Raw genomic sequence first — 22215 nt, forward strand, 5'->3', positions numbered from 1 at the left:
TAATATCAACAATACAACATCCTTATTTTCAATCACATATAACGCAATTCAATTCAAACCTAATTTTACAACGAACTGTACTAGCCCACTCAAAACAGCACTGGCCTCTTTTGTTTCACTATCTTTATTATAGTCCATCAGATTATTCATGAAGGCAACATATTCCGTATCAGATTCTACTTTTGATGCAGAAAAAAGAATACTATTTTTCACATAATCAGATGTTGCAGCAATACGCTTATCTACATCCGGAAACTCTTTCATTACACGAATCTCCTTGTTTGTACTAGAACGGAGTTCCCGGATAAAAGGGAAATAAGCATCTGTACATTCAATTACACATGAATCAGATTCATGGGACAAAATAGAAGAACGTATATCTTCTGTTGAAGTAGTATCCATAAATACGACATCAACAACATGCCATTTATTTCCACATCTAAACGCTTGTATAAGGACAAATTTCCCATTAACATTCGGCATCACATATAGAATCTTCTTAGTGTATTTACATTCGGTATCTGGATTGAAGAAATTAATAGTGCCATTACAAGCATACAAGTTTCTTTTTCGCCGGTTACTAAACTCTATATACTGCTCACTACACAAATCCACAACGACATATCGGAACGTATCAGACAGGTGCCCGTGCTCCTCATAAGTCTGCAAGGTAGTTTTATTCTTGACCTTAGTTTTAAGAATGGCACCGTTAGCATCTTTCTGTACGCTCATGTAGTCCTCAATAGATACCGAACATGATTCGTCAATGTATATCTCTATACCGGGAACAGTACAATCAAAAATGGCATTAACAAACTCACCGGTCATGGCAACACTCGGATTCTTGTTGCCTACCTTATCTTCAATCTCGAATCCTTCTTTCTGCAATGTATCTATGAATAAGTCCATCCAGGAACGCTTCTCATCGTCAATGCTGTTTGCCGCTTTCGTTGATGCATCACCATGTACATATAACCTATCAGAATATTGGATAGATTTCAGATACTTTGCAACAAGTTTGGAGGCTTTCTTTACTGTATTGTTTGGGCTTTCAGCGCACGTTTCATGGAATTGCCAAACCTTGGTACCAGTTGTGAAATCGACCTGCCAATATGATACACTGATATACGGAAGCACGTTGTTATCGACAGAGATATGAATAGGTAAGTCCGGAACATACTTATGTTCACCGGAATGTTTGCCACGATTGAAGGAACCGAAGAACTCACTACCGGTACGAATGACACCCCATTCTCCCAATGCGTACACATTGTAATAGTCCGGATCGTGAACTCTATCATACTCAAAGTCGGCAACACATTGCTCATCATAGAAACCATACGCACCGTCAGGACTACCGACCACCCAAAAATTATTCAAATAGGTAGATTGGATAATAACTGTATTAGGTGCCTGTTCCTCGATTTGCTTAGTACGAAGATTAAGTATTTGCCTGGGTGCATTCTTCTTTACGGATTTGACCTTGGTAAGTTCTTTCGGCAACTCTTTGCCGGCAATGGTAACCGTCATCGGTACATCATGCCATTTATCTTTATCAATAAACTCTTTCTTTATCCAATGGCTTTCACTAATCGGGTTGAAGGTACAAATAATCTGCTGCCCTTTCTTACCACGCAAACGCTTACGTAGCTGCTTGAAATCCGGATGCTCGAACTCTGACCATTCCTCTAACTGAACTCGCTTATAGTTAGAGATACCTTTTATCTTCTCCGGATCGTCAAGACCGGAGAAATCTATCTTCGCACCATTTACCAGACATTTAATAGTATTCTGTTGAAATTTGAACAAATGGGAGATGCCAAGACCGATCGCAGCGACCTTATAATCTTCATAAATGGTTTTGAGAATAGAAGCTCCTACCTTACGCATGACAAGAGTGTTCTCACCATCCTGTAATGTCTGTATCAGTATTGTTTGTGCCACACTATACGACTTACCGGAAGATGAACCTCCATAGAGAATGATAAAACGGATAGTCTCATCATTCAAGTACTTCAATAGATAGAATCCGTTAGGATTTAGCTTCTTATAATTTATAACCATATTGTTCTAAAAGTAAGGTTTCTCCGTAGGATGAATACCGGATTTTGCAGTTCAAATTGTTCTATTCTTCCGAATTCTCATTATCTTCAAATCCGATACGAAGTTCACCGACTTTATTTCCGTCTCCACCTTTGATATTGACATTCTTATCGGCTTCCCATCCATTCCAGGCACCAAGCAAACGAGCGGCTTCTGTTTTACCGTTGAACTCATAGACAACTTCTCCTCTCTTATTCTGAATCTTCTTCAATGCATTGCGTGTACGCTTTGGAAGCTGCGATGGACTTTTCATCTTTACCTTACCTGTTAGCTCATCGACAATATACAAGTCATTAGGATCAGAAGTTATGATATCCATCAGCACACGTTCCACAGTCTCACGTTTAACTTCAGATTCTTTCGCCCTCTTTTCTCTTATCTCTTTTATCCTTGATGTAACCTTGATGTTCTGCATAAGGGCATGAGCATTGCGCCAAACGCTCTCCTGCTTCATCTTAGTGCAGTCGTAAGCCATCCGGTATGCTTCACTTGCGTTGCCATCAATATCAACGTAATATTGACAGAACTTCTCTTGTTTCAATGTTAATACATTCTCTCTACTCATAGCTTCAAATTATTAAATTCCTGCATGAAGAAACAATGATAGTTACTCAACATGCAGGAATAAATTAGAATGGTTGTACATTCAAAGGATTTCTATTTCTCCGCCCCCGCATTTTTTTGAGAATTATCCTCTCTCCGCATGGCGAATACCTTTTTTACTCCGTCCTCGACTGACGTATAGGACAAAGGTACTAAATAGATATCCTGGTTCACCGATTGCTCCAAATTGTCAAAATCTCGTTTTTTATTAATCAACTCTATTTCAAGCGGTTTGTAGTATTTTACTAAAGATGCAAAATACATAGTAGTCACAGGTTGGACGTTACAAATATTGATAAGCTGCCGGTTACAGCCCACCGCATAAATAAGCCCTTCGACGACATCATCTATGTAAGTGAAGCACCGGATATTCTGACCACAATTGTATAAAGACACGTTTTCCTTTTCTATCAGGAACCAGAGAAGAGTTCTTTTTCGCGGATTAGGTCCATATACATTATGCAGCCGGCACCCGGTCGCAGCCTTACAATAGATAGATGCATACTGTTCATCGAAATACTTGCTTATTCCATACATGGAAGTGGTATTCTCCGGATTCGCCGTTGACGAACTGGCGTATACTAACTTCACATGATACTGGTTACATGCATCAGCTACTCGCATGAAAGTATCAATGTTATCCTTCCTGATCTGTTCCAGGTTTCCATTAAACACACTAGTTTGCGCCGCCAAATGGAACACACAATCAATACCCCCATTTTTCAGGAGCTCACATACTTTTGTGGCTTCAATACCAGACTTTCGATCAAGTCCTATGACTTCGACATCCCTTTTAGCTAATTCTCGGCAAAGGGCTTTACCAATAAATCCCTCACTGCCGGTTACAATCATTTTTCTCATCATCACAAAAACTAAAGGTGCATCTTGTTTAAAGACACACCTAGGTTCAACATAAAATCCTAAAGATTAAATCTTATTTTTGAAAATACTCCCTACACTTAAAACCCTTTCTAGGAGTAAAGTCTTTAAATTCACAGCTTCTAAACACCCACTTCTTATCAGCCCATCCGGCTAAATCCTTTTGCCATTGAGGAATAATTTGACGTGGATTATTCAAATCCCTATAAGGCTGGCAATGCGGTAAGAACCGACCGCCTTTGTTCTTCCAATGATTGACACGCTCAAACGATTCTTTGAAGTCACTGAGCAGGATACAATAAAAGAAGTATTCGCCTTTGTACCCGTACTTGTCAATCAAAGCTGTGGCACGCTCACATTCGGCAATCTGTCCCGGTGTGTCACAGCCGAACCGTATGCGCTTCATCCACTTTACTCTTGCCAGTAGCCGGGCGATGTCGTCTGTTACCAAGCGAGCATCTAAGCCCTGATTGAAGTCTACTCGTACGCCCATGGAGACAATCTTTTCAATCTGTTGTAATCCATAATCGGATGCAAGTACATTGTTATCCATGAGTATTACGTTCTTTCGCCCGGCAGATACTTCTTCTATATCCATGTATGGAGTTATGTTGCCTTCTTTGGCAGGAACGACACACCATTTGCAACGATTAGGACAGCCACGGGTAAGGAAGCCATAAGCCAGATTCTTATCAATATTATACAGGTTATAGTCGGGAACTATTTTATCAACTTCTACTGGAAGAACCTTGCTTATGTCATACCCTGTACCACCTTTCTCAACCTGATTGGTATTGATGTAATAGCCATAATCTGGAGTAAAGGAGAATACCTTTGCCGAATAAACTTTATCGTATGAGCACAAAGGGTTATACCATTCCACATTGTCGCCTCTTGCCTTGTGCCATGCACTTATCTTCATCAAAGCTAGATTAGGATAATTACTGTCAACTGCTAATATTCCGATGTTCATTACTAAAACAGTTATACTCCAATTATCTCATCATTGATACGAAATATGCTATCACTCACAAAATCGTATATCTTATACATAAGTTCCGGTTCTTCCTTTTTCGGAGAATAAACCATCACCTTTTTACCTGCACCTTTCATCCAACCCGCTTCTGTGTTAGCAGACCGACCACAAGGGAGAACCATAACGCAGACATCAGCCCACTGCATACCGTTGAAATCCGAATCAAAACCTTTCTGCGCAATTGGGTGATTAAGCGCTTCTCTATATTGCTCTGTTGTCCAGTTCTGCCAATCAGGATCTATATCAGACCATTGGAAACCACCATTACCATGTGGGGGATTCTTAAAATCGTAAACCTCATGTCCTAAATCACGGAGAATATCTACAACGTCCTGTTGAAATACATTTCTCCAACTACTTGCTACATAAATTTTTGCCATATTATTTTAAATTGTTACTTTTGGATGTCGTTTGCACGGTGCAAGCGACTTAATTTTATTTTTATGAAAAACATAATTTTAAAAGGACTCCTATAGCTTTACTACCGTGGGGCTATATGGATGTCCAAAATCAATTAGACGGTAGGATGGGAAGCATTTTTCAATCTCGTAAGTGACAGTTATTAGTTAATTGAATACGTGACAGAGTGTGTACCCATCTAAAATAAACAGGAGGCGGCTTTGCAACCCGCCTTTTGCTTTTATTCATTACAGACTGTATTTTGAGTGTTATTTAGAATATTGTTGACTCTTTGTGCAAGTTCCGGTTCCAAACGCACCAATCGGACAATCATCACAATAAAAGGTTACACTTCTATAATCTGCGCCACTTCCACATGGATGTTCACTAAGCTCCATAACTTTATCATTAAGAAGCTGTACTTCTTCTTTGAGCTTATTTACCTCACTAATAGGGGTCAAAGCTCTATATTCTTGTTCTGTTAATATGTATTGCATAATTTATTCCTTTCTGTTATTTTATTCCTCCAATAGTTTTAGCAGTGATTTTTTATACTCGTCTATTTCCTTAATAGCATCTTCTTGACCTGATTTTGCATCATTTATCATTAAATCTGCTACTCCCTCCATTATTTCATCCTTATGCCTATTCAGATATTTGATAAAGTATTCCTGCATCAAATCAGTATCCATATTTGCTATATCCGAATATGTGTCTCCACTTCCATAACTGCCAGAAAAAGAAAAATAACAAAGATTACTTATATTCATACTCTGAATACTCTCCCTTCTGCCAAATCCATCTGTATGCTTATCTATTCCACTATTGCTATGGCTTTGAAACTCTTCTCTGATTTTAGGGAGAGTTTCTTTAATAAACTTTTTCAGTTTTCTGCCAGTAGTGATTAACTTACTTAATTCTTTTGCTGTCATCATCAGTCTCCTTTCTTTTTAATCCGTTCTAGTACATCTCTGTTGGCTTCCAATATTTCATCGAAAGACAGAATAGGCATCCAACATATAACCTTAATATCATCCTTTTCGACACTTTTCCTAAATATGATATATCACTATCAGTAGTCCATATACCATTTTCATACGTGAATACATCTATATGCTTACGTGATTCAGCTTCTCTATCATCGTATTTATAGTAATATAAAAATCCGACTAAAACACGCTACTCTTCATCTGGTAATCGTTCTTCTACTCTTATCCATGGAGATTGCTTTTTCTGCCACTCAACACCAGACGCAAAAACTTTACGCATATATGTTTCAACCACATGCGGCTGATTGATGCGATTTGCTAATTGAGCTACCAATGATTTAAAATTCATATCTATCTTGTTTTGAGCCTAATTAGGCTACATCGTTAATACTAATTTCTCCTTTCAAAACTCGTTCTACCTGCCTGTCGATTATCTCTTGAAACTCTATCTGACAGATAAGCGAGCAATCCGGTATAATCTCTTCTACTGGGTCACCTCGCCATGTTGGGAGTTCGTCAAGGAAGATTCGTCCGTCTTTATCTTTTAGACAAGTTGCACCTACATCACGTTCAATCTGCGCCACCTCGTTAAATACATCCGGGAAGTCCTTTCGTATCTTATTCCAGTAGCCCATTCCGCCTTTCACGCAACCGATACAATTGTTGTTATTATAGCCCATCTTGTACATAGCGGGGATTTCAATACCGGCTTTCCAAAGCATTCCCATTGCATCCTGCTTCGTAATCTGCTTTTCAATAAGCGGGAATAGTGGCTTTGTGTCCGGGTACTGCTGTTTTAATCGGATAGCCCGGTTAATCTCTTTCGGGTCATAATCGAAACCCCAAACTTGACCGTCCCAGTGCTGCAATTCTTTTTCCAACTTGTAGCGGACTTTCTTTTTCAGTTCAAGAGTACAGGCGGCACCATGCGCGCCGTTGATATACCCCTTTCGCAACACATCAGACACACAGGTGTACTTGTCGCTTCGGATAATGTGGATAGATTGATTGTACCACTTTTCACAATCTGCCAAGAATCTAGTGTTATCGGGATGACCGGAACCAGTTTCAATATAGTAGATATGCACATCATCGTATAGGCTTAATGCTATCTTACAAGCAACTGCGGATGTAGCACCGCAACTGAACCATGCTATTATCATTTGATTCCTTTCTAATTTTATTTTAATTATTTTTTTGCAATATCATTCCAAAAAGCAACGCCTTCAGGAGTATTATTAAAAGGGAATGAAATAGTTAGAAACCAATGAAAACAGCAATCAACATCTAACAAATTGTTCATCCGCTCTTCATTTGTCATTGAGAAGTCAGGACACTCAATATTAAATGTCTCATTTGCTCTTTCTGTATTATATTTCCATTGATTGAAAATACCTAGTCTTTCTAATTTTGCTATTTTTTCATTCCTCTTCATATTGATTGACTTTTAGTTCTTTACATCTATAAAGGTAATCATTATTGACAAGTTTTACAAACAGAACATTCGCCAATTTAACGCCATTTTATGCTGCAACTGACCCTAGTTCACGTAACTTTTTACTAATACATTCACAGAGAACACGTGCCATGTTAACTTCGACTGCATTCCCTATGAATTTCTTTTGGTCAGCCTGTGTACCAATTAACACATAGTTTTCTGGAAATCCCATGATACGCTTTAGTTCAGGTATGCGTAGCATTCGCATTTTAATATCAATTATCCCGTATAAGCCCATGAACTCTTTTATTTTTTTTGTCATAGGGCTGTCGGTATCATAAATCTCGATTACTACATGTCCAGTTTCAGTTGCGATCAAATAAGGCGGCATTTTATCCATACGTGCTATGAGAGTGAAGCATGGATTATCAACGGAACCACCTGCACTATTAAATTGAGGGTTCATTAGGTAGTGCCACTTTCTATTTGCAGTGACTGTTTGTGCGGGCTCTTCTATGCTACTACCAACGTTGGAGAAGTTTGTATTCATAATCCACGGCTTGCAGCTAACAAGATTGTACTTAGGATTGGCGGTAATACATCCAAGCGGCTTTTCTGTAGATGAAGGTTTGCTGTTTCCATATTGCTGGTCTATGAAATATGGAGAAACGAGAGATAACCGATCCTTCGTTGTTACGGTTGCAGACGGTTCATTTATTGAGCGGTTAAATCCGTTACCGTAATGGGCTGATACAAACGCATGATGGTCTTTGCATGTAATTGTTCCGGCTGGTTCATTAATAGAAACATTCTTGCTTTCGGGGTGTCCACTGAACTGTTTTGAAAGAAAGCATACCTGCGCAACTCCCAGTCTGTTTTGCGTAGCTACTACCGGGCATGGTTCGTCAATCCCAGGGGCATTATATTTTCCAGTCCGGCTCATGGAATTATATTTGATAAGAAAAGCATCTTTGCCCCCGGCTACAAATTTTATCAGGCCGGCATAGATACGTTCCATTGTCTTTTCAGCAAGTGGCTTCTCACGAAAAATACTTGTTCCTTCATCGGAAAAATCCAGTATCTCTTTAACCGGGCGCCACTTTTCCAAACGACCAAACATATCTTGTTTACCGTTTTTACAGTGAGTGGGTTGTGGAAATACTATCGGTAATCCATTTTTGGCAAATATACCAAAGAAGCGTTTTCGAGTAGTATATGCACCATAGTCGGCAGCATTGAGAATACGGAAATCAAAGTTGTAGCCATACTTTCTTACGTTGCGTACCCATCTTTGATATAGTCTACCTTTATCCATGCTGATAGGCTTTCCGTTTTCGTCCATATCACCCCAACTCATAAATTCTTCAACGTTTTCAATCTGAATGTAATCCGGGCAAATAGCTTCAATGTACCGGAAAAGATGTTCAGCAAGTGTGCGACTATCAGCGTCCCGAGGTTGCCCACCTTTTGCTTTGGAGAAGTTCGTACATTCCAGGCTCGCCCAAAGAACGACCGCTGCACCCGGATATTGAGCCTTACATTTGGCAAGATGTTCAATTAGCGGGGAAAGTTCCAGCGTGCGAATATCTTCCGTAAAATGCAATGCATCCGGATGATTGGCCGCATGGCTTGCAATGGCGTTGGCATCGTGATTGACGCAGGCTATTACTTTAGCACACTGTTTACCATCAATTCTTGCAGATTCCACTCCTGTCGAGGTTCCACCTGCTCCACAAAACAGGTCAATATATAATAAATTTATACTACTCATTTCTTTTCTTCAAATTTCTTTGATTATTGATTTCAGACATACACATGCGGCACCAAGAAGTCAATAAATGATATTCCTTACCCTTTCTCACTACTATACGATTGTAGAACCGGTTCAAGTAGAAGTAATTTCCGCAGTGTGTACATTTTTTCATCTCACGTCCTGAAGCATCTATAATACGATTGCGAGGTTTGCGATGAATAAGAGTACAGTTTTTACACTCACCATCAGTTCCACGATGCCGCCGGCAATGTGATAAGGATTTTGCCCCACATTTAGCAAACACCCTACAATCTCTACGAGGTATTGATTGATACACATTCATGGCTTCCTCGCATTCAAGAATTTATTTACTACACGAGAAAGTACATCCTCATTCTCTGGCATCAGCCATTCTTTCGCAACGTTCCAAGCAATACTCATAGTTGGATTGAAGTTATCCTTCCTGACAGTGTGGTGAGACAAACGCCCTTCAGTGGGTTTCAAATCCTTATCATGTAAGATACACAGTCCATTTTCGAAGAAAGCACAAAACTCTTTGCCGGAAACAGGTTGAATCATCGGAATAGCAATATTAATAACCCCTAAGAATATACCAGCAGCCCAGTTTGTCAGTGCTAACCTGTCGGCATAACCAGCATCTATAATTCGTTCAATATCATCAGGAGTACCTAAACATGGCGTATGACATTGTTGTTTACAAACACTGCATGAGCATTGTACAGGTACACGACCTGAAGCCCTCATTACCCTTTGTAATGAGGTTTCTTTTGATAATTCTCTCATAGTAAATTATTTGAGATACTACAGATTATTAAACATCGCCCCACAGCTTTACTGCAAGGTCATAATTTTTTTTAGCCTCTTTTACTGCTTTATTGGCATAAGCCATAGCGTATGTATGCTCGCGTCGGTACTTACCGGACTTCAATCCTTCGTGATATTCTTTTGCTTGTTCCAACTTATGTTCATAGAAATCTATACTTTCCGGCATGGACAAGTTTATCGTATTAGCCCTTTTTTCCCAATACTTCGCAACTCTTTCATGTTCGGCAGCCTTATCGCTAAACTCAACGCTTTTCCCCATGTTATTCCAGGCATCATCTATCATTTTGCGATGTCCTCGTTCGCTATGGTGTCCAACTTTGATAGGCTCACCCAAAGAAAGGAAATCGCGATGTTTATTTGATTTCTGAAAATACTCATTACTTTTTTGTACTGCCGATGACGCCCATTCATGCCTGCGTTCCGCTCTTTGCTTAGCCCATTCTTGAACATTAAAGCCGTCAGCTCTAACGATGGAGTAATAGTAAAACCCATCTTTCTCGAAGATTAGGTTAAATACTATACTTTCGTTCTCCTTACCATACTTGGTGGTAACCTCAATAGTTTCACCTTTTTCGTGCTTCTCATCACACTTTGCCAAAAATACATTTGGCGCAAATTTGTAATACGTGTTCATTGTTTTAATTAAATTGGTTTGACTTATATGAAAAATGAGAAACCACAGCTACTTAGCCGTGGTTTCATCATTAAATAACTTTGGTTGACTGGGTTGAACCAAATCATCGAATAAACCAGGAACACGAGGTTGTAACGCCTTGTATTCTTCCTGAAAGAATTCTTCTTTGGTTCTCCCATGTTTTTTACCCTTTCGTGTATGTACATCGAAAGTGTAATCTGGAATAGGAATAGGATAACGCCTGACATCATTTATCCACTTTTCTATATCAATATCCTTTCTATCATAGATGAAGTTTTGCAAATGATCCGCATCACGATTCTTTCTACATTCACAAAGGAGAATAACAGCTTTACTGACAAATATCCTCCCTTTGGGTTCAGTAGCAGTCTTGTTTACCAGCTCATGCCCCTGCCACAATGCTTCTATCTCTTTAGTAATGATTCCATAGCAATCTTCAGCACTAATGGTAAACAGACGCTTCCACACATAGTCGCGGTACCCACTCGCCCAAAGTTCCAATGCAAAAAAGCCGGCTACCCCGGTGTCGGCTCGCCTAATGGCTTTCTGCATTGCAGAACTCACCTCAAAGAAATCATATCCGCAAACTGTTCTTATAATCATAATTCTAATTTAATGGTTTGACTTTTAGTTTATTACATCAGTAAAATTAGCTAAAAAAGGCGAATATGACAAACAGAATGGACGCCATTTAAACGCCTTTTTTACAGACTATTAGAATTTGAATTTGCATGATATATTATATTGAACGAGCTGCTTTGTTTTGTCTTTCCCATTAGTGGTTGCACTCTTTAGCAAAATACTATCACCAAAATTCTTTTTGATAAAGAGGATAGATTTACGTTCCTCTTCCTGATTCCTTATAGAAGCAAGCCCACCAGCGTTTACAAAAGTGTTCTTTTGCTCAAAATTATACCGCAAATCGGTTAAAACCTTACGTTCTTTGTACTTCATGTAACAAGAAATCCAAAAATCTTCCTTCAAACGTATTTCCTCATTCCACCAAGTGTTTTTGTTATAGATTACTCCATAACTGCAACCGGTTATCATTTTCGAAAGAGAAAGAAAAGCGGATTCATCATACATTACCGGCGATATCCGAGCGGTGAAGCCAAACAGATGTACATCCATCATACTGGCCATCTCAAATAATGACTGAATGATATTGGTTATCTTATCTTTATCCTTTATCCGGCTAGGTTCTCCTTTTTCCACATAAATAGGTTTGCAGGCATGGACATCATCATCAAGCATGAAAAGTTCTCCAAAATGCTTTGCCATCCAGTTACGTTTCGGGATGAGGCCCATAACATCGTCAGGATGAGTAACAATTTCACATTCCGGGTTAAATTGTTGATATAAGTCAGCTTGACTTTCAGCAACGCAAATGATAGGATCGTTCACCAACTTTTTAGCGAACACCCGGTCATGGCGCTTATGACTTGGTATTACTATTTTGCAAGGCATGGCGAACGTCTTTTATGTCGATTACATTACTCTTACTTACTTTCCCGGTCTTGTACGACTTCATGTGCTGCATATCCAGCCTTTCACGAAGCCAATTACTATCTACCTCATTACTTGAGGTGATGATAAACAACTCATGTTTTTCGTCATACTTTGGAATGAGAGGATAAATGGCTGTATCATCCGTGATGGCATCGAAGCGCTCTTTAAATTCATCCTCTTTCTTCTCCGGGGCAAATTCGATGCCCCAATCTTGGAGTTCCGCCTTATTCCACTCGTTTTCCATAACGTCCAAATCATTCTCACCAAAATTGACATTATCTTTAGTGGCATATTCCCTCAACTTCTTAACGGGGGTATCAGGTGCCAGAATTTTACAAGGCAGTTCTTTATAACCTAACTCCTTGCAAGCTCGCAAACGTAAATTACCACAAACAACAATATATCTGCCATCATTGTAGGGAAAAACTATAAGTTCTCGAAGTTCAAGCATCTCTGGCGAATCCTGAATGCTTTTCTTCATCGCTTCAAAGCGGTAATCACGAAAAAAACGTGGATTTTTCGGCAATCCCGTGAGCTGCCCCTTATTAAAATCAAGTAGGCAGACTTGAATAATCTCTGTCATAACTAACTATATTAAAATCAACAACACAAAATCAACAACACAAACAGTCAGTAACAACACCTAATCATTTTTTCTATCATCGAACTCTATCTTATCTTTGATAAGCTGTTCAATGTCCTCACAACCAAATCTTTTTAAATAGGCAACAAGGTAAATTATCATCTCGGCTGCCAATTCTTCATCTTCCGAATATTTAGGAAGATTATCACTCCTATATTTAGAAGCAATATCGAATTTTCTCCAAACGGCTTCAATTCTTATGCTAAACGCTTTTCTTGAGCTATGCTCATTCATCTTAAAGCGCTTCCTCATGATATTCAAGCATCTCTGGGCAAACCTATTCAATGTTATCATATCGATCGGGTTAAATTGTTAGACTAAGAATAATCTCACACTATTTAATAAAGGCGGTGGTCTGTTTTTATACAAATACATATCCATTCTTATTTAGATTAAATAGCTTCCATCAAATCAAATAGCGTCGGTGCATTCACTTCAATTTCAGCTTCATGCAAGTATGAAAGGCTGTCTTTCCAATAGTCATAATTCAACTCGGTAGAGAGCCCTTTACGCCCCAATCTAATAGCACAGTAAGGAACAGTACCGATACCGCCAAATGGGTCGAATACCAAGTCTCCTTTATTTGAATACCGTTCAATCAACCTCTCAACAATATCAAGCTGAAGAGGACAAATATGATTTTGACGTTTTTTCTGTGACTGCTTGGTATTGAGTGTACGCATCCGGGTAACGTCATCCCAAATCCAAGGTTTCTTACTTACAGGATCTACGGCCATAAATGTTTTTGGTAGTTTACCGTAAACTTCTAATTCTTCAGCGAAAGCAACATGTTCTTCATAATTGTATATATGTTCACGCTCATAGTTTCTAAACAAATGGCGTATCTTGTCAATACCGGCAACTTTCATATCTTCATAGCTTAACAAAGTATTACCTGAAGATTTCCAACTTGCATGAGCATCTATTTGCCAGCGGGCTAACGAATATTCATTCTTATTCTTGGTTACTGGCAAATCTGCATAGGCACGTGAAGTATCAGAAGGCAGTTTACGGAAAAGAAGCACATATTCAGGGCAACCAATACCCATCTTAGAACCATCTTTGCACATCTCTGTATAGCCAAGGCGGTAGGTCTGGTTATTCTCCCTTACCACATCGGTATCTACTGTGATACGCCCCATGTAGCGGAATCCGTGTTTCATGTAGTGAAATACCGTCATTTCGGAGAACGGGTCGATGGTGGGCATACCGTCACCTGTGGCATTACCGAACAATACACGGTCTTTCACATGGATGCAAGCCAGCCGCCCAGGCTTCAATATCCGCATCAGTTCTGGTGTGAGGTAGTCCATCTGCTCGAAGAACTTGTCGTTGCTTTCATTATGCCCGAAATCGTTATAGGTCGGCGTATATTCGTAATGATTGGAAAAAGGGATGCTGGTTACAACCAAATCCACCGAGTTGCTTTCCATTTTCTGACACTCCAAAACATTGTCGTTATTGATGGCTTTCCACAGTTTACCGGATTTTTCTTCACGGCTGGCAAACATCCAGCGCATCATCTTCTCCTCTGCCTGCAAACCGAACAGACCGTTCTCACGGACGATATCAGTCATTTTAGAAACCATTTCACGATGCTGCGCCCATTTCTGCATAAAGCTTTTGAATATCTCTCCTTCACTTTCTGCATAGACCAAGTAAAGGTCTACAGGATGTTTTTGCATGAAACGGTAGATACGGGCTATCGCCTGAAACTTGTCATTGAACCGGTAGTCGATGAACATGATAGCCTTATGACAATGGTACTGGAAGTTCAAACCCTCACCAAGCATTTCAGGCTTTGCGGCCAGGTATTTCAATCTCCCGTTTTTGAAGTCCGCTATCACCTTGTCGGCTTCCTCATCATCCTGCGAGCCATAAACAGCTTTGCAACCGGGGATAGCCTTGCAAAGGGCTTCCCGCTCACTCTCAAGGTCATGCCACAAAAGGAAATGCTCGTCCTTGTTTTCAGGACGATTAATAATCTCTACGACACGGGCAATCTTCTCTGCCATATTGTCCCGACGTTCTTTCGCTGCATCAGCAAGTCCGAGAGCAGCCTCACGAAACATCTTCACTTGTCCGTCACGGTCTGTACCGGCAGTGGAATTGTCAACGCTAACCACTTCTTCATGTACCCGCAGTTCCGGCAATTCATAGCCGGTATCAGGATAACCGAGGTCGGAAGGCTTGGTTAGGAACAATGCCCAAGTTGATACCCACAGCCAAAATTCTTTTTCTTTGTGTGGATAAAGCGTTAGATTATTAGCTTTGGTACTATCACGTTGAAAAAAACGTGTAAGGGCTTGACCTGTATCCATCACTCCAAGATATCCGGCATAATGTATCAGCTCCTTGTATCTGTTAGGTGACGGCGTGGCAGTGGCAACAAAGCGGAAAGGCACATCGGCGAACAGCGGTAGGAACTCTTGGTATGTCTTGGTGCCGAACCCTCTCAATACGCTTGCTTCATCCAATGAGGTAACGGTAAAAAAGGAAGGTTCTATTCTTACGCCGTCTTCTCCGTCACGGACACGCTCATAGTTGGTAATCATTATATCACACTTGCAGGCTCTGACTTCGCTCATGGTCTTGACATACTTAACTGTCATGTTCATGTGCTCCTTAGCTTGGGTGATAAACTCTACTACTACACGTTTAGGACAAACGATAAGAGCTTTACCAAAATACTGGTTGATTATAACTCTGCATATCTCCAATTGGGTTACTGTTTTCTGCATACCGAAACTGGAGAATATGGCACGGCAACCACCGGAAACCGCCCAACGAACGGTATCTCTCACATGAGGGTAAAGAGAAGTTGATATTTCATTAGGATTAACTTCAAATCCAGTATTGTGGCTAATAGCCATCTTGTCTTTTAGAAATTCTATATAGTCTTTCATTTTCATTTCAAATAAAGAGAGGAAACCGTTAGGCTTCCTCTGTGTTATCGTTATTAAGTTCTTCGAGTTGCTGTTTGAGCTTCATCTCTTTCTTGCTATATGAATCTGCAAGTTTCTTTGTTAGCGCATTGTAATCATCCGGATATTGTTCTGCAAAAAGGATTTTCTGACACTTTTGCAAATAGGAGCAGAAATTCACATTATTCGATGATAAGCATTCAGCAATAAAGGCTCTATACCATTGGTGTCGGTCAGCTTGGTTGTTCTTGACATAATTTACAAAATCACTCTCACCATTCCATTTTTTCAAATTCAGTTTTTCAAGATAAGTACTGCTACAACCGCTAAGAACCAGCACATCAAAAACAAGTTGTTCATTTTCAGAGAATTCTTTTGTTCTCTGATAATATGTTTTCTCTTGCGCCCACTTGCGCATTTCTTCAGCAGACTTCTCCTTGACTATATCCTTCGCTCTTTTTAATTGGGCGTTTATTTTTTCCCTTTCTATCTCTTTTAGATCGGCAACGGCGGAAGTAGAGGAAGCCGTTGCTTTTCTAACATAATAGAAACTAACGTTAAATTCGGGAGAATAATGTCCAAAAAATGAAAGACAACGATAAACTTCTCCATCTTCAAGCATTTTCAAAGTGCGTTCATCATCTTCTGAATACCAGCACTTACATCTAAAGATTTCATCAGGATCAACTATTTCAAATCCAAGTTGTTTAACAGCTTCCAAAGTTTTTTCATAGAAAACCTTTCTATCTTCTCCCCAATATGTATCGGGACGTCTAGCGATAATTACTGTTTTTCCAAATGAAAGAGGTTCGCCAACTTTAACAAGATGTTCATATTCTAGTTGAATTTTCCGCGTCACATAAGCAATCTGTTTTTTCTCATAGCAAGCAGCATTGATACATCTAGCATCCTTACTATTCATTTCATAGAACAAACAACCATGATTACACGTATTATTCTCACATTGAGAACATGATTTAATATCAGTATTTTCCCAATTATCGGAATCATCTTTAATCCAAGGTGCGTTACCAAGCTCCATGAAAGAATTACTCACAAATTCTCGAATCATAGCAGTAGTACATTGTTCTTCCTCCTCCTCATGAAACTCTTTTTGAGTATCTTCATCCAATTTAGAAAGAATCATAGCACCGGACAATGGTATATCTCCATTTCTTACCCGCTCTTTTAGTTCAGGAATAAGAGAATTCAATTTAATACGGTCAAATACAAACCGGGTAGACTTTCCTATTTTAAGAGCGATATCTTCCAAAGTTCGTCCTTTTTCAGCCAACTGCGCAAAGGCAAAAGCTTCTTCGATGGGATCAACATCTTTTCTTTGAAGATTCTCGGTAATCATCGCTTCAAAAGCCTCATCATCTGTCATTTCTCTGACAATGCAGGATATTGTCTGAAATTTTTCCGACTTTTTTCGATGGGCTTTGATTTTTGCAACATTCGCTTCATCTTCCTTTGCTTTCAAAAGTGACACAGCCCGGAAACGACGCTCACCGCAAACAATTTCGTATGTGTAAGGTAATGGGGTAACATCTCCGGTTTCTAGGTTAGTCATCTCCTCGGATTTAGCAACTCTGACAGTGACAGGTTGCAATAAACCTTGCTTTTCAATGTTGCTTGCAAGCTCTTCAAGAGCTGCTTCATCAAAAGTCTTTCTCGGATTCAAAGGAGAAGGACTGATAAGGTCAATTCTAATGTTTTGTACTTCCATAATTTAATTATATTGGTTTGACTTTTAATTCATTACATCAGTAAAATTATCGTAAAATGACAAGTTATGCAAACAGAAACTTCGCCATTTTAACGCCATTTTCATGCGGGCTTATTACGTATTTGAATGAAGCCACGTTTTTCCGTTTCCCGAAGCAATTCCATATCTTCCTCACGGATATAACAATCCGTTTCACCATTAACAGTTGTGTGATTAGGAATACCAAAACGCTCCCGTATTCTTCTTTTCACTTCAGGAATATCTTCAAGTTTGATATGCCTAGTGTTCCAGTAAATTGTCACCTTCTGCTTCTTGTTTGCCATTTTCTCTTTTGTTTAGATAAGAGATTATTTCATTTGAGAGACTTAACGCTTTAGCAGCTTCTTCATCTCCTTGCTCAACTCTAAGTTTGAGTTCGTTCCGGTATTCTTCATACGACAAGCCACTTGTATAACTCACTTCCTCCGACAAATTCTCTTTATGAAAATTCCATGACTGATTATCAGCAACAGCACAACGTTCTTTATTGTATTCACGAAGCCAACTCATGATGACCTGACCATCAATTCTATTATAGATATTGCCATATTTCATTTTCATTGCGTTCTTGAAACACAGTTTAAAATCATCAGTTTTCATATATGGATATTCTTCAATGATTAAATCTACTGTAGTAGCGACTTGTGTAGCCGACATTGGATTACCGACATTGAAAAACTCCAAGGCATCAGCTATCAATATGACCAACACTGCTCTGGCTTGCGGCTCACCAAACTTTCTTATAATAGTGCCAATAGAAGGTTCATCACTTTGAAATACATCTTCAACCTTCTTGGGGCATAGAGCTTTGCAATAGTTTTTCGGCGAGGTCCGTAAGACTGCTAACCGATTCTCTTCTTGTGGCCGCAGTATCAGTTCGTTTTCCATTGTAATTTCCTTCTAAAATTTTAGTAAAATTCGCAGACTTGAATATCCAGTCAAAAGTGCACCTCCAATTTTTATCGTTTTGTCCAAGCAAGAAAGGACTGTCTAAAACCAATTGGAACACATCGAATACAGCTTGCTTCCCGTATTGTGCGACACGTGCTTTAATAGCTTTCTTTCGTTTTGCATCTATGGACTTTATAGCAGGAAGTTTACCTTTAAACGTGGAATTAAAATAATCCATTAGCCCACCCCAATCAATCTTTTCCTCGGGGAACAAAGAAAGCTCGTCTTTCTTTGATTCTCCTTTAGGAGAAGTTTCTTTCTTTTTTAAATGAGAATCATTATCATCTACATAATCATTATCATATTCATTATCATTATCGGGTTTTGTGGGTTCTTTTGGGTTTCCAAATAACCCAGTGGGTTTTGTGGGTTCTTTGGGTTCTTTTGGGTTTTCACTTTTCGGACGTCCCCCCTTAGAACCATTGCTCTTATTCCTTTCCACAATAGACATATACTTTTCAGTATCCCTGTCTATATCTATCTTTATAAAGTTGAAAGCAATATTTGCCATAGGTTTCAACCCCCGAAGATTTCCCGTTGTCGCATACTCAATTATGCTTTCGTAAATCTCCAGCCTGACATCATCCGGCAAATCCTTGATTGCTTCTCTCCACCCTTTATAAAAGATGAATGAATTTCTTTCCATATTTTAAGGGATTATACTCCGATTAGTAATAAAACTCACAGACCTTTTGCTTCCTTCAGTTTTTTCGCTTCTTCCTTGTAATGAGTAATCAGCTTTTCTAATTGAAAGTCACTAAATTGCTTAGTAACATTTTTCTTGGCTTCCAGGATCAGCACATTTCGTTCACCATACTTGGCAACTAGACGTCTGCGATAATCCTGAATATTTCCTTCCATGAAGCGGTTACAATGTGAACATTGAGCATTGCAGTTCATTTCATCAAAGCGAGTACTCATGTGTTGGCGGTTGATGTAATGACCGCAATCTGCTTTATTGAAAGGCTTTATTTTACCACATGAAATACACTGAAAATATCCATTAGGCATCGTATCACGATAACGGATGAACAAACTAAATATTCTGTCTAGTTTATCGACAAGATCAGGTTTCTTCTTGACCTTAACACCTTCTACCTCGAAAAGAGGCTTTTTCTTTTCTTTCTTCTTGTAATTTCTCCACATGATAATTAAAATACTACATTGGTTAATTGACGGCCACGACTCATTATACACCATTTTCCCTTTTCAGGCTGTTCTATGCGTAACTCTTCAACACGCCCAAAACGCCGGAAATTCCCACTCAAATCAACAACCCAACCCTCTTTACCTTGGCAGGGACGAATAACACGACCGACCATTTGATAATAGAGGGAAAGGGATTTGGTTGGACGTGCAAGAACAACCGTATCAAGCTCCGGGTAATCGAATCCGGTTGTAAGTACTCCGACATTAGCAACAACTTTTATTCTTCCATCTTTAAAACCTTTCAGAATTCGTGCCCTTTCTTCCTTTGGAGTAGAACCGCTAACAATCGCACAATTAGGAATTTCGGAAGCCAGTTTTTCAGCTTCACGAATAAACCTCGTGAATATTAAAATACCTTTGCGTGGTATGCCCGATTTGGGGTTCAACAGACGTTTTGTCCATCCAACTATATCTTTGTATATGTCCACACGTTCAAACTCTTGCAGAAGACTTTTTTCATCGTAATCTGCACCAGTAGAATTAGTCCTGACTCTACTTAAATCCAACTTTGTAATATCATAGTATTTCAAACTTGCGAGAAATCCTTTAGCAAGTAGTTCACTCACCTGACAGTGATAAATAACATCAGTGAAAACCTTTGGCCGGGTACGAGTTATAAATTTAAGCATAGCACCACCTCTTCCTGAACATAATCTGTAAGGAGTCGCTGTCAGCCCAATAACTTTCCTTTGCTCATCTTCAAAGAATTCCTTATACATTCCTTTCTCCGGATTCACTAAATGACATTCATCAATCAGAACGTGCTTGAAATGTTTGAAGAAACTCATGTGTTTCATCACACTACCAATCATAGCAAACGTAATACGATTGATATCCTTTCTTCCGGCAGAAGCTGAATAAACTCCACAATCGAATATGCCGTATGATTGAAGTTTCGCAAAATTTTGTTCGAGTATTTCCTTGCTAGGCTGGAACACTATCAGCGGCCCGTCTATCCGTGCAGCTATATTGGCAATGACAAGGGACTTCCCGGCACCAGTGGGAAGAACTATCACGTAGTTTTTCTTTTCCTTGGATTTAAAAACGCTGACCGCTGCATCACTAGCACTTTTTTGGTAGTCTCTTAACTGGTATGTCATAATTTGATGTGATATTTATGAACTTTCGAATGACAGTCACCACAAAGGGTAACGAGACAATCAAGATGTTCAAGTTCATGACCAACGATTGATTTTCCGTTAACCCTGTATGTTTTGTGGTGAATCTCTAAATTGAAGTCTTTACCGCACATCTGGCATTTATGTCCATCCCTAATACGAACCTTACGCTTGGCTTCTTCCCAATCTGGATTATTCACAAGCCGCTTCACATAGTTGGACTTCCTGCCTTTTTTGTGCTGCAATCTACTCATCGTCTTCCGGTTCTTCTTCAGGAAGTTTATCAGACAGGTCTTCTTCGAACTTGTCCCCATAATCTTCTGTATCATCAATAGGACGTTCTACTTCAGGATATTCAATACCAAACAAATCAAGCATCGCTTTTCTGTTTCGATCTTCCTGTGCCCAAAGAGAACGTTTGTCCCAATCAGGAATTTTTTCAGCTTTCACAAGCTTAAACTCACCGTTCACCCATGAATAATACAGGAAATATCCATCAAGAGCAAACCGGATCGTATTCTTACTTGAAAGATGATACTCCCTCGTCCCCTTTTTGACCTCGGCAGCCAGGTCTTTAATTTCAGTCTTAATAGAAGCTAACCTGTCTTGTGCATCACTCTTAATTTTCTTTGCACGTTCAATGGCTTCCAACAGTTCACGTTCGCGTTTGGGGACCTCATTCTCTTGCTTGATGCAATACTCTTCACGAATTTCGGAAATCTCAAATTCATCCAGTAAACGTTGTGTCACCTCACTTTCAGGGAATGTAGCATTGAAATGCTCATTCACCAACTTTATCAATTCATCTACATTCGTAGAACCCTGAAATAAAACAGGGGGAAATTTTTCCCGAATAGAATCGGGAACTACAAACTCGATTGTCTCGGGTTCGTAGTTTCTCAAATTTGCAATCATAAATTATAAAAGGATTAATTAGTACCGGTTTTGGTACTCATGAATAAAATCTAAGTAATGCTGGTCTTCAGGCAATGGAAGTGTAATACCAAACTCGGTGGCCGCATCTATTTTCACGCTTTCCATGAAATTATGCATCTCTAAAGTATTAAGTTTACTTGTTCCTCGCACAATAGTTTCCACCTTACCATTCACATGAACCTGTTTCACAAGAAACTTCTTACAATACAAGTCATGTATATCCTGAACTCCAGCAGCAGTGCTCCAATACTCTTCACCTGTGTATTCACGCAAACAGGCACCAATACACTGAAACCATTTCCACATGAGAGCATTTTGATTTAATGTTCTCGGCTGTGTTTTTTTCTTAATGGTTACAGTGTATTCTCCATTACGAAGTGTGCTGCACATGAACTCGAAAGACTTATCCATTTGGATTTTGCCATCTTTCTTCGTCAATGTTGCTTCCATAACCTA

The 22215-nt window shown here is 39.4% G+C and carries 28 protein-coding genes; all 28 read right to left on the reverse strand.

From position 1 onward, the window contains the following. Positions 1-48: 48 nt before the first annotated feature. Positions 49-2064 carry a PBSX family phage terminase large subunit gene (locus BSAG_RS03335; RefSeq protein ID WP_004314115.1) on the reverse strand — a complete coding sequence of 672 codons (2016 nt, stop codon included), beginning with the start codon at positions 2062-2064 and terminating at the stop codon, positions 49-51. Between the two features lie 61 nt (positions 2065-2125). Further along, on the reverse strand, positions 2126-2668 hold the full coding sequence (locus BSAG_RS03330; RefSeq protein WP_004314114.1) for a terminase small subunit: 543 nt from the start codon (positions 2666-2668) through the stop codon (positions 2126-2128). Positions 2669-2760: 92 nt separating this feature from the next. Beyond that, the gene (locus BSAG_RS03325; protein WP_008017297.1) at positions 2761-3570 is read right to left on the reverse strand and encodes an NAD-dependent epimerase/dehydratase family protein; all 810 of its coding nucleotides are present in this window, start codon (positions 3568-3570) and stop codon (positions 2761-2763) included. A 70-nt stretch (positions 3571-3640) separates the two neighbouring features. After that, positions 3641-4558 (reverse strand): radical SAM protein, encoded by a 918-nt coding sequence (locus tag BSAG_RS03320; RefSeq protein WP_004314112.1) that lies wholly within the window; start codon positions 4556-4558, stop codon positions 3641-3643. A gap of 11 nt (positions 4559-4569) precedes the next feature. Then, a complete protein-coding gene (locus tag BSAG_RS03315; protein ID WP_004314111.1) occupies positions 4570-5001 on the reverse strand; it encodes a hypothetical protein in 432 nt (143 codons plus the stop codon). A gap of 288 nt (positions 5002-5289) precedes the next feature. Continuing rightward, a complete protein-coding gene (locus tag BSAG_RS03310) occupies positions 5290-5517 on the reverse strand; it encodes a hypothetical protein (RefSeq protein WP_004314110.1) in 228 nt (75 codons plus the stop codon). Positions 5518-5538: 21 nt separating this feature from the next. After that, on the reverse strand, positions 5539-5955 hold the full coding sequence (locus BSAG_RS03305; RefSeq protein ID WP_004314109.1) for a hypothetical protein: 417 nt from the start codon (positions 5953-5955) through the stop codon (positions 5539-5541). Positions 5956-6199: 244 nt separating this feature from the next. Beyond that, positions 6200-6358, reverse strand: a complete 159-nt coding sequence (locus BSAG_RS25785) for a hypothetical protein (protein ID WP_008770948.1) — start codon at positions 6356-6358, stop codon at positions 6200-6202. Between the two features lie 22 nt (positions 6359-6380). After that, entirely contained in the window at positions 6381-7172 is a 792-nt protein-coding gene (locus BSAG_RS03300; RefSeq protein WP_004314108.1) for a phosphoadenosine phosphosulfate reductase family protein, read from the reverse strand. Between the two features lie 26 nt (positions 7173-7198). Then, a complete protein-coding gene (locus BSAG_RS03295) occupies positions 7199-7444 on the reverse strand; it encodes a hypothetical protein (RefSeq protein ID WP_004314107.1) in 246 nt (81 codons plus the stop codon). A gap of 88 nt (positions 7445-7532) precedes the next feature. Then, on the reverse strand, positions 7533-9218 hold the full coding sequence (locus BSAG_RS03290; protein WP_008017288.1) for a DNA cytosine methyltransferase: 1686 nt from the start codon (positions 9216-9218) through the stop codon (positions 7533-7535). Further along, positions 9211-9543 carry a hypothetical protein gene (locus tag BSAG_RS26215; RefSeq protein WP_004318811.1) on the reverse strand — a complete coding sequence of 111 codons (333 nt, stop codon included), beginning with the start codon at positions 9541-9543 and terminating at the stop codon, positions 9211-9213. The genes BSAG_RS03290 and BSAG_RS26215 overlap by 8 nt, the downstream gene beginning before the upstream one ends. Then, on the reverse strand, positions 9540-10004 hold the full coding sequence (locus BSAG_RS03285) for a hypothetical protein (protein WP_004318813.1): 465 nt from the start codon (positions 10002-10004) through the stop codon (positions 9540-9542). Before BSAG_RS03285 ends, BSAG_RS26215 begins: the two co-directional genes overlap by 4 nt. A 28-nt stretch (positions 10005-10032) precedes the next feature. Beyond that, entirely contained in the window at positions 10033-10680 is a 648-nt protein-coding gene (locus BSAG_RS03280; protein WP_004300223.1) for a DUF3560 domain-containing protein, read from the reverse strand. A 48-nt stretch (positions 10681-10728) separates the two neighbouring features. Beyond that, positions 10729-11304, reverse strand: a complete 576-nt coding sequence (locus tag BSAG_RS03275) for a hypothetical protein (protein WP_004300222.1) — start codon at positions 11302-11304, stop codon at positions 10729-10731. 111 nt (positions 11305-11415) lie between these two features. Continuing rightward, complete coding sequence (locus BSAG_RS03270) at positions 11416-12168, reverse strand: hypothetical protein (RefSeq protein WP_004300221.1); 753 nt, start codon at positions 12166-12168, stop codon at positions 11416-11418. Next, positions 12137-12793 carry a ParB N-terminal domain-containing protein gene (locus tag BSAG_RS03265; RefSeq protein ID WP_004314103.1) on the reverse strand — a complete coding sequence of 219 codons (657 nt, stop codon included), beginning with the start codon at positions 12791-12793 and terminating at the stop codon, positions 12137-12139. The genes BSAG_RS03270 and BSAG_RS03265 overlap by 32 nt, the downstream gene beginning before the upstream one ends. 60 nt (positions 12794-12853) lie before the next feature. Further along, the gene (locus BSAG_RS03260; protein WP_004318818.1) at positions 12854-13147 is read right to left on the reverse strand and encodes a hypothetical protein; all 294 of its coding nucleotides are present in this window, start codon (positions 13145-13147) and stop codon (positions 12854-12856) included. A 98-nt stretch (positions 13148-13245) separates the two neighbouring features. Beyond that, entirely contained in the window at positions 13246-15759 is a 2514-nt protein-coding gene (locus tag BSAG_RS03255) for a DNA methyltransferase (RefSeq protein WP_032811013.1), read from the reverse strand. 28 nt (positions 15760-15787) lie between these two features. Beyond that, a complete protein-coding gene (locus BSAG_RS03250) occupies positions 15788-17506 on the reverse strand; it encodes a ParB/RepB/Spo0J family partition protein (RefSeq protein ID WP_004314101.1) in 1719 nt (572 codons plus the stop codon). Between the two features lie 101 nt (positions 17507-17607). After that, positions 17608-17829: a hypothetical protein gene (locus BSAG_RS03245; protein ID WP_004318822.1), complete on the reverse strand. Its 222-nt coding sequence runs from the start codon at positions 17827-17829 to the stop codon at positions 17608-17610. Then, positions 17786-18202: a hypothetical protein gene (locus BSAG_RS26220; protein ID WP_008997732.1), complete on the reverse strand. Its 417-nt coding sequence runs from the start codon at positions 18200-18202 to the stop codon at positions 17786-17788. The genes BSAG_RS03245 and BSAG_RS26220 overlap by 44 nt, the downstream gene beginning before the upstream one ends. Positions 18203-18329: 127 nt before the next feature. Continuing rightward, positions 18330-19142 carry a DUF6291 domain-containing protein gene (locus BSAG_RS03235; protein WP_004314099.1) on the reverse strand — a complete coding sequence of 271 codons (813 nt, stop codon included), beginning with the start codon at positions 19140-19142 and terminating at the stop codon, positions 18330-18332. A gap of 35 nt (positions 19143-19177) precedes the next feature. Then, on the reverse strand, positions 19178-19642 hold the full coding sequence (locus BSAG_RS03230) for a recombination protein NinG (protein WP_004300212.1): 465 nt from the start codon (positions 19640-19642) through the stop codon (positions 19178-19180). Positions 19643-19647: 5 nt separating this feature from the next. Continuing rightward, complete coding sequence (locus BSAG_RS03225) at positions 19648-20805, reverse strand: DEAD/DEAH box helicase (protein ID WP_004314098.1); 1158 nt, start codon at positions 20803-20805, stop codon at positions 19648-19650. Next, positions 20802-21152 (reverse strand): HNH endonuclease, encoded by a 351-nt coding sequence (locus BSAG_RS26115; protein ID WP_229070380.1) that lies wholly within the window; start codon positions 21150-21152, stop codon positions 20802-20804. Before BSAG_RS26115 ends, BSAG_RS03225 begins: the two co-directional genes overlap by 4 nt. Further along, entirely contained in the window at positions 21070-21738 is a 669-nt protein-coding gene (locus BSAG_RS03215; RefSeq protein ID WP_004300209.1) for a hypothetical protein, read from the reverse strand. Before BSAG_RS03215 ends, BSAG_RS26115 begins: the two co-directional genes overlap by 83 nt. A gap of 18 nt (positions 21739-21756) precedes the next feature. Continuing rightward, positions 21757-22209, reverse strand: a complete 453-nt coding sequence (locus BSAG_RS03210) for a hypothetical protein (RefSeq protein WP_004300208.1) — start codon at positions 22207-22209, stop codon at positions 21757-21759. Between the last annotated feature and the right edge of the window lie 6 nt (positions 22210-22215).

This window comes from Bacteroides sp. D1, from assembly GCF_000157095.2.
Classification (GTDB): domain Bacteria; phylum Bacteroidota; class Bacteroidia; order Bacteroidales; family Bacteroidaceae; genus Bacteroides; species Bacteroides xylanisolvens.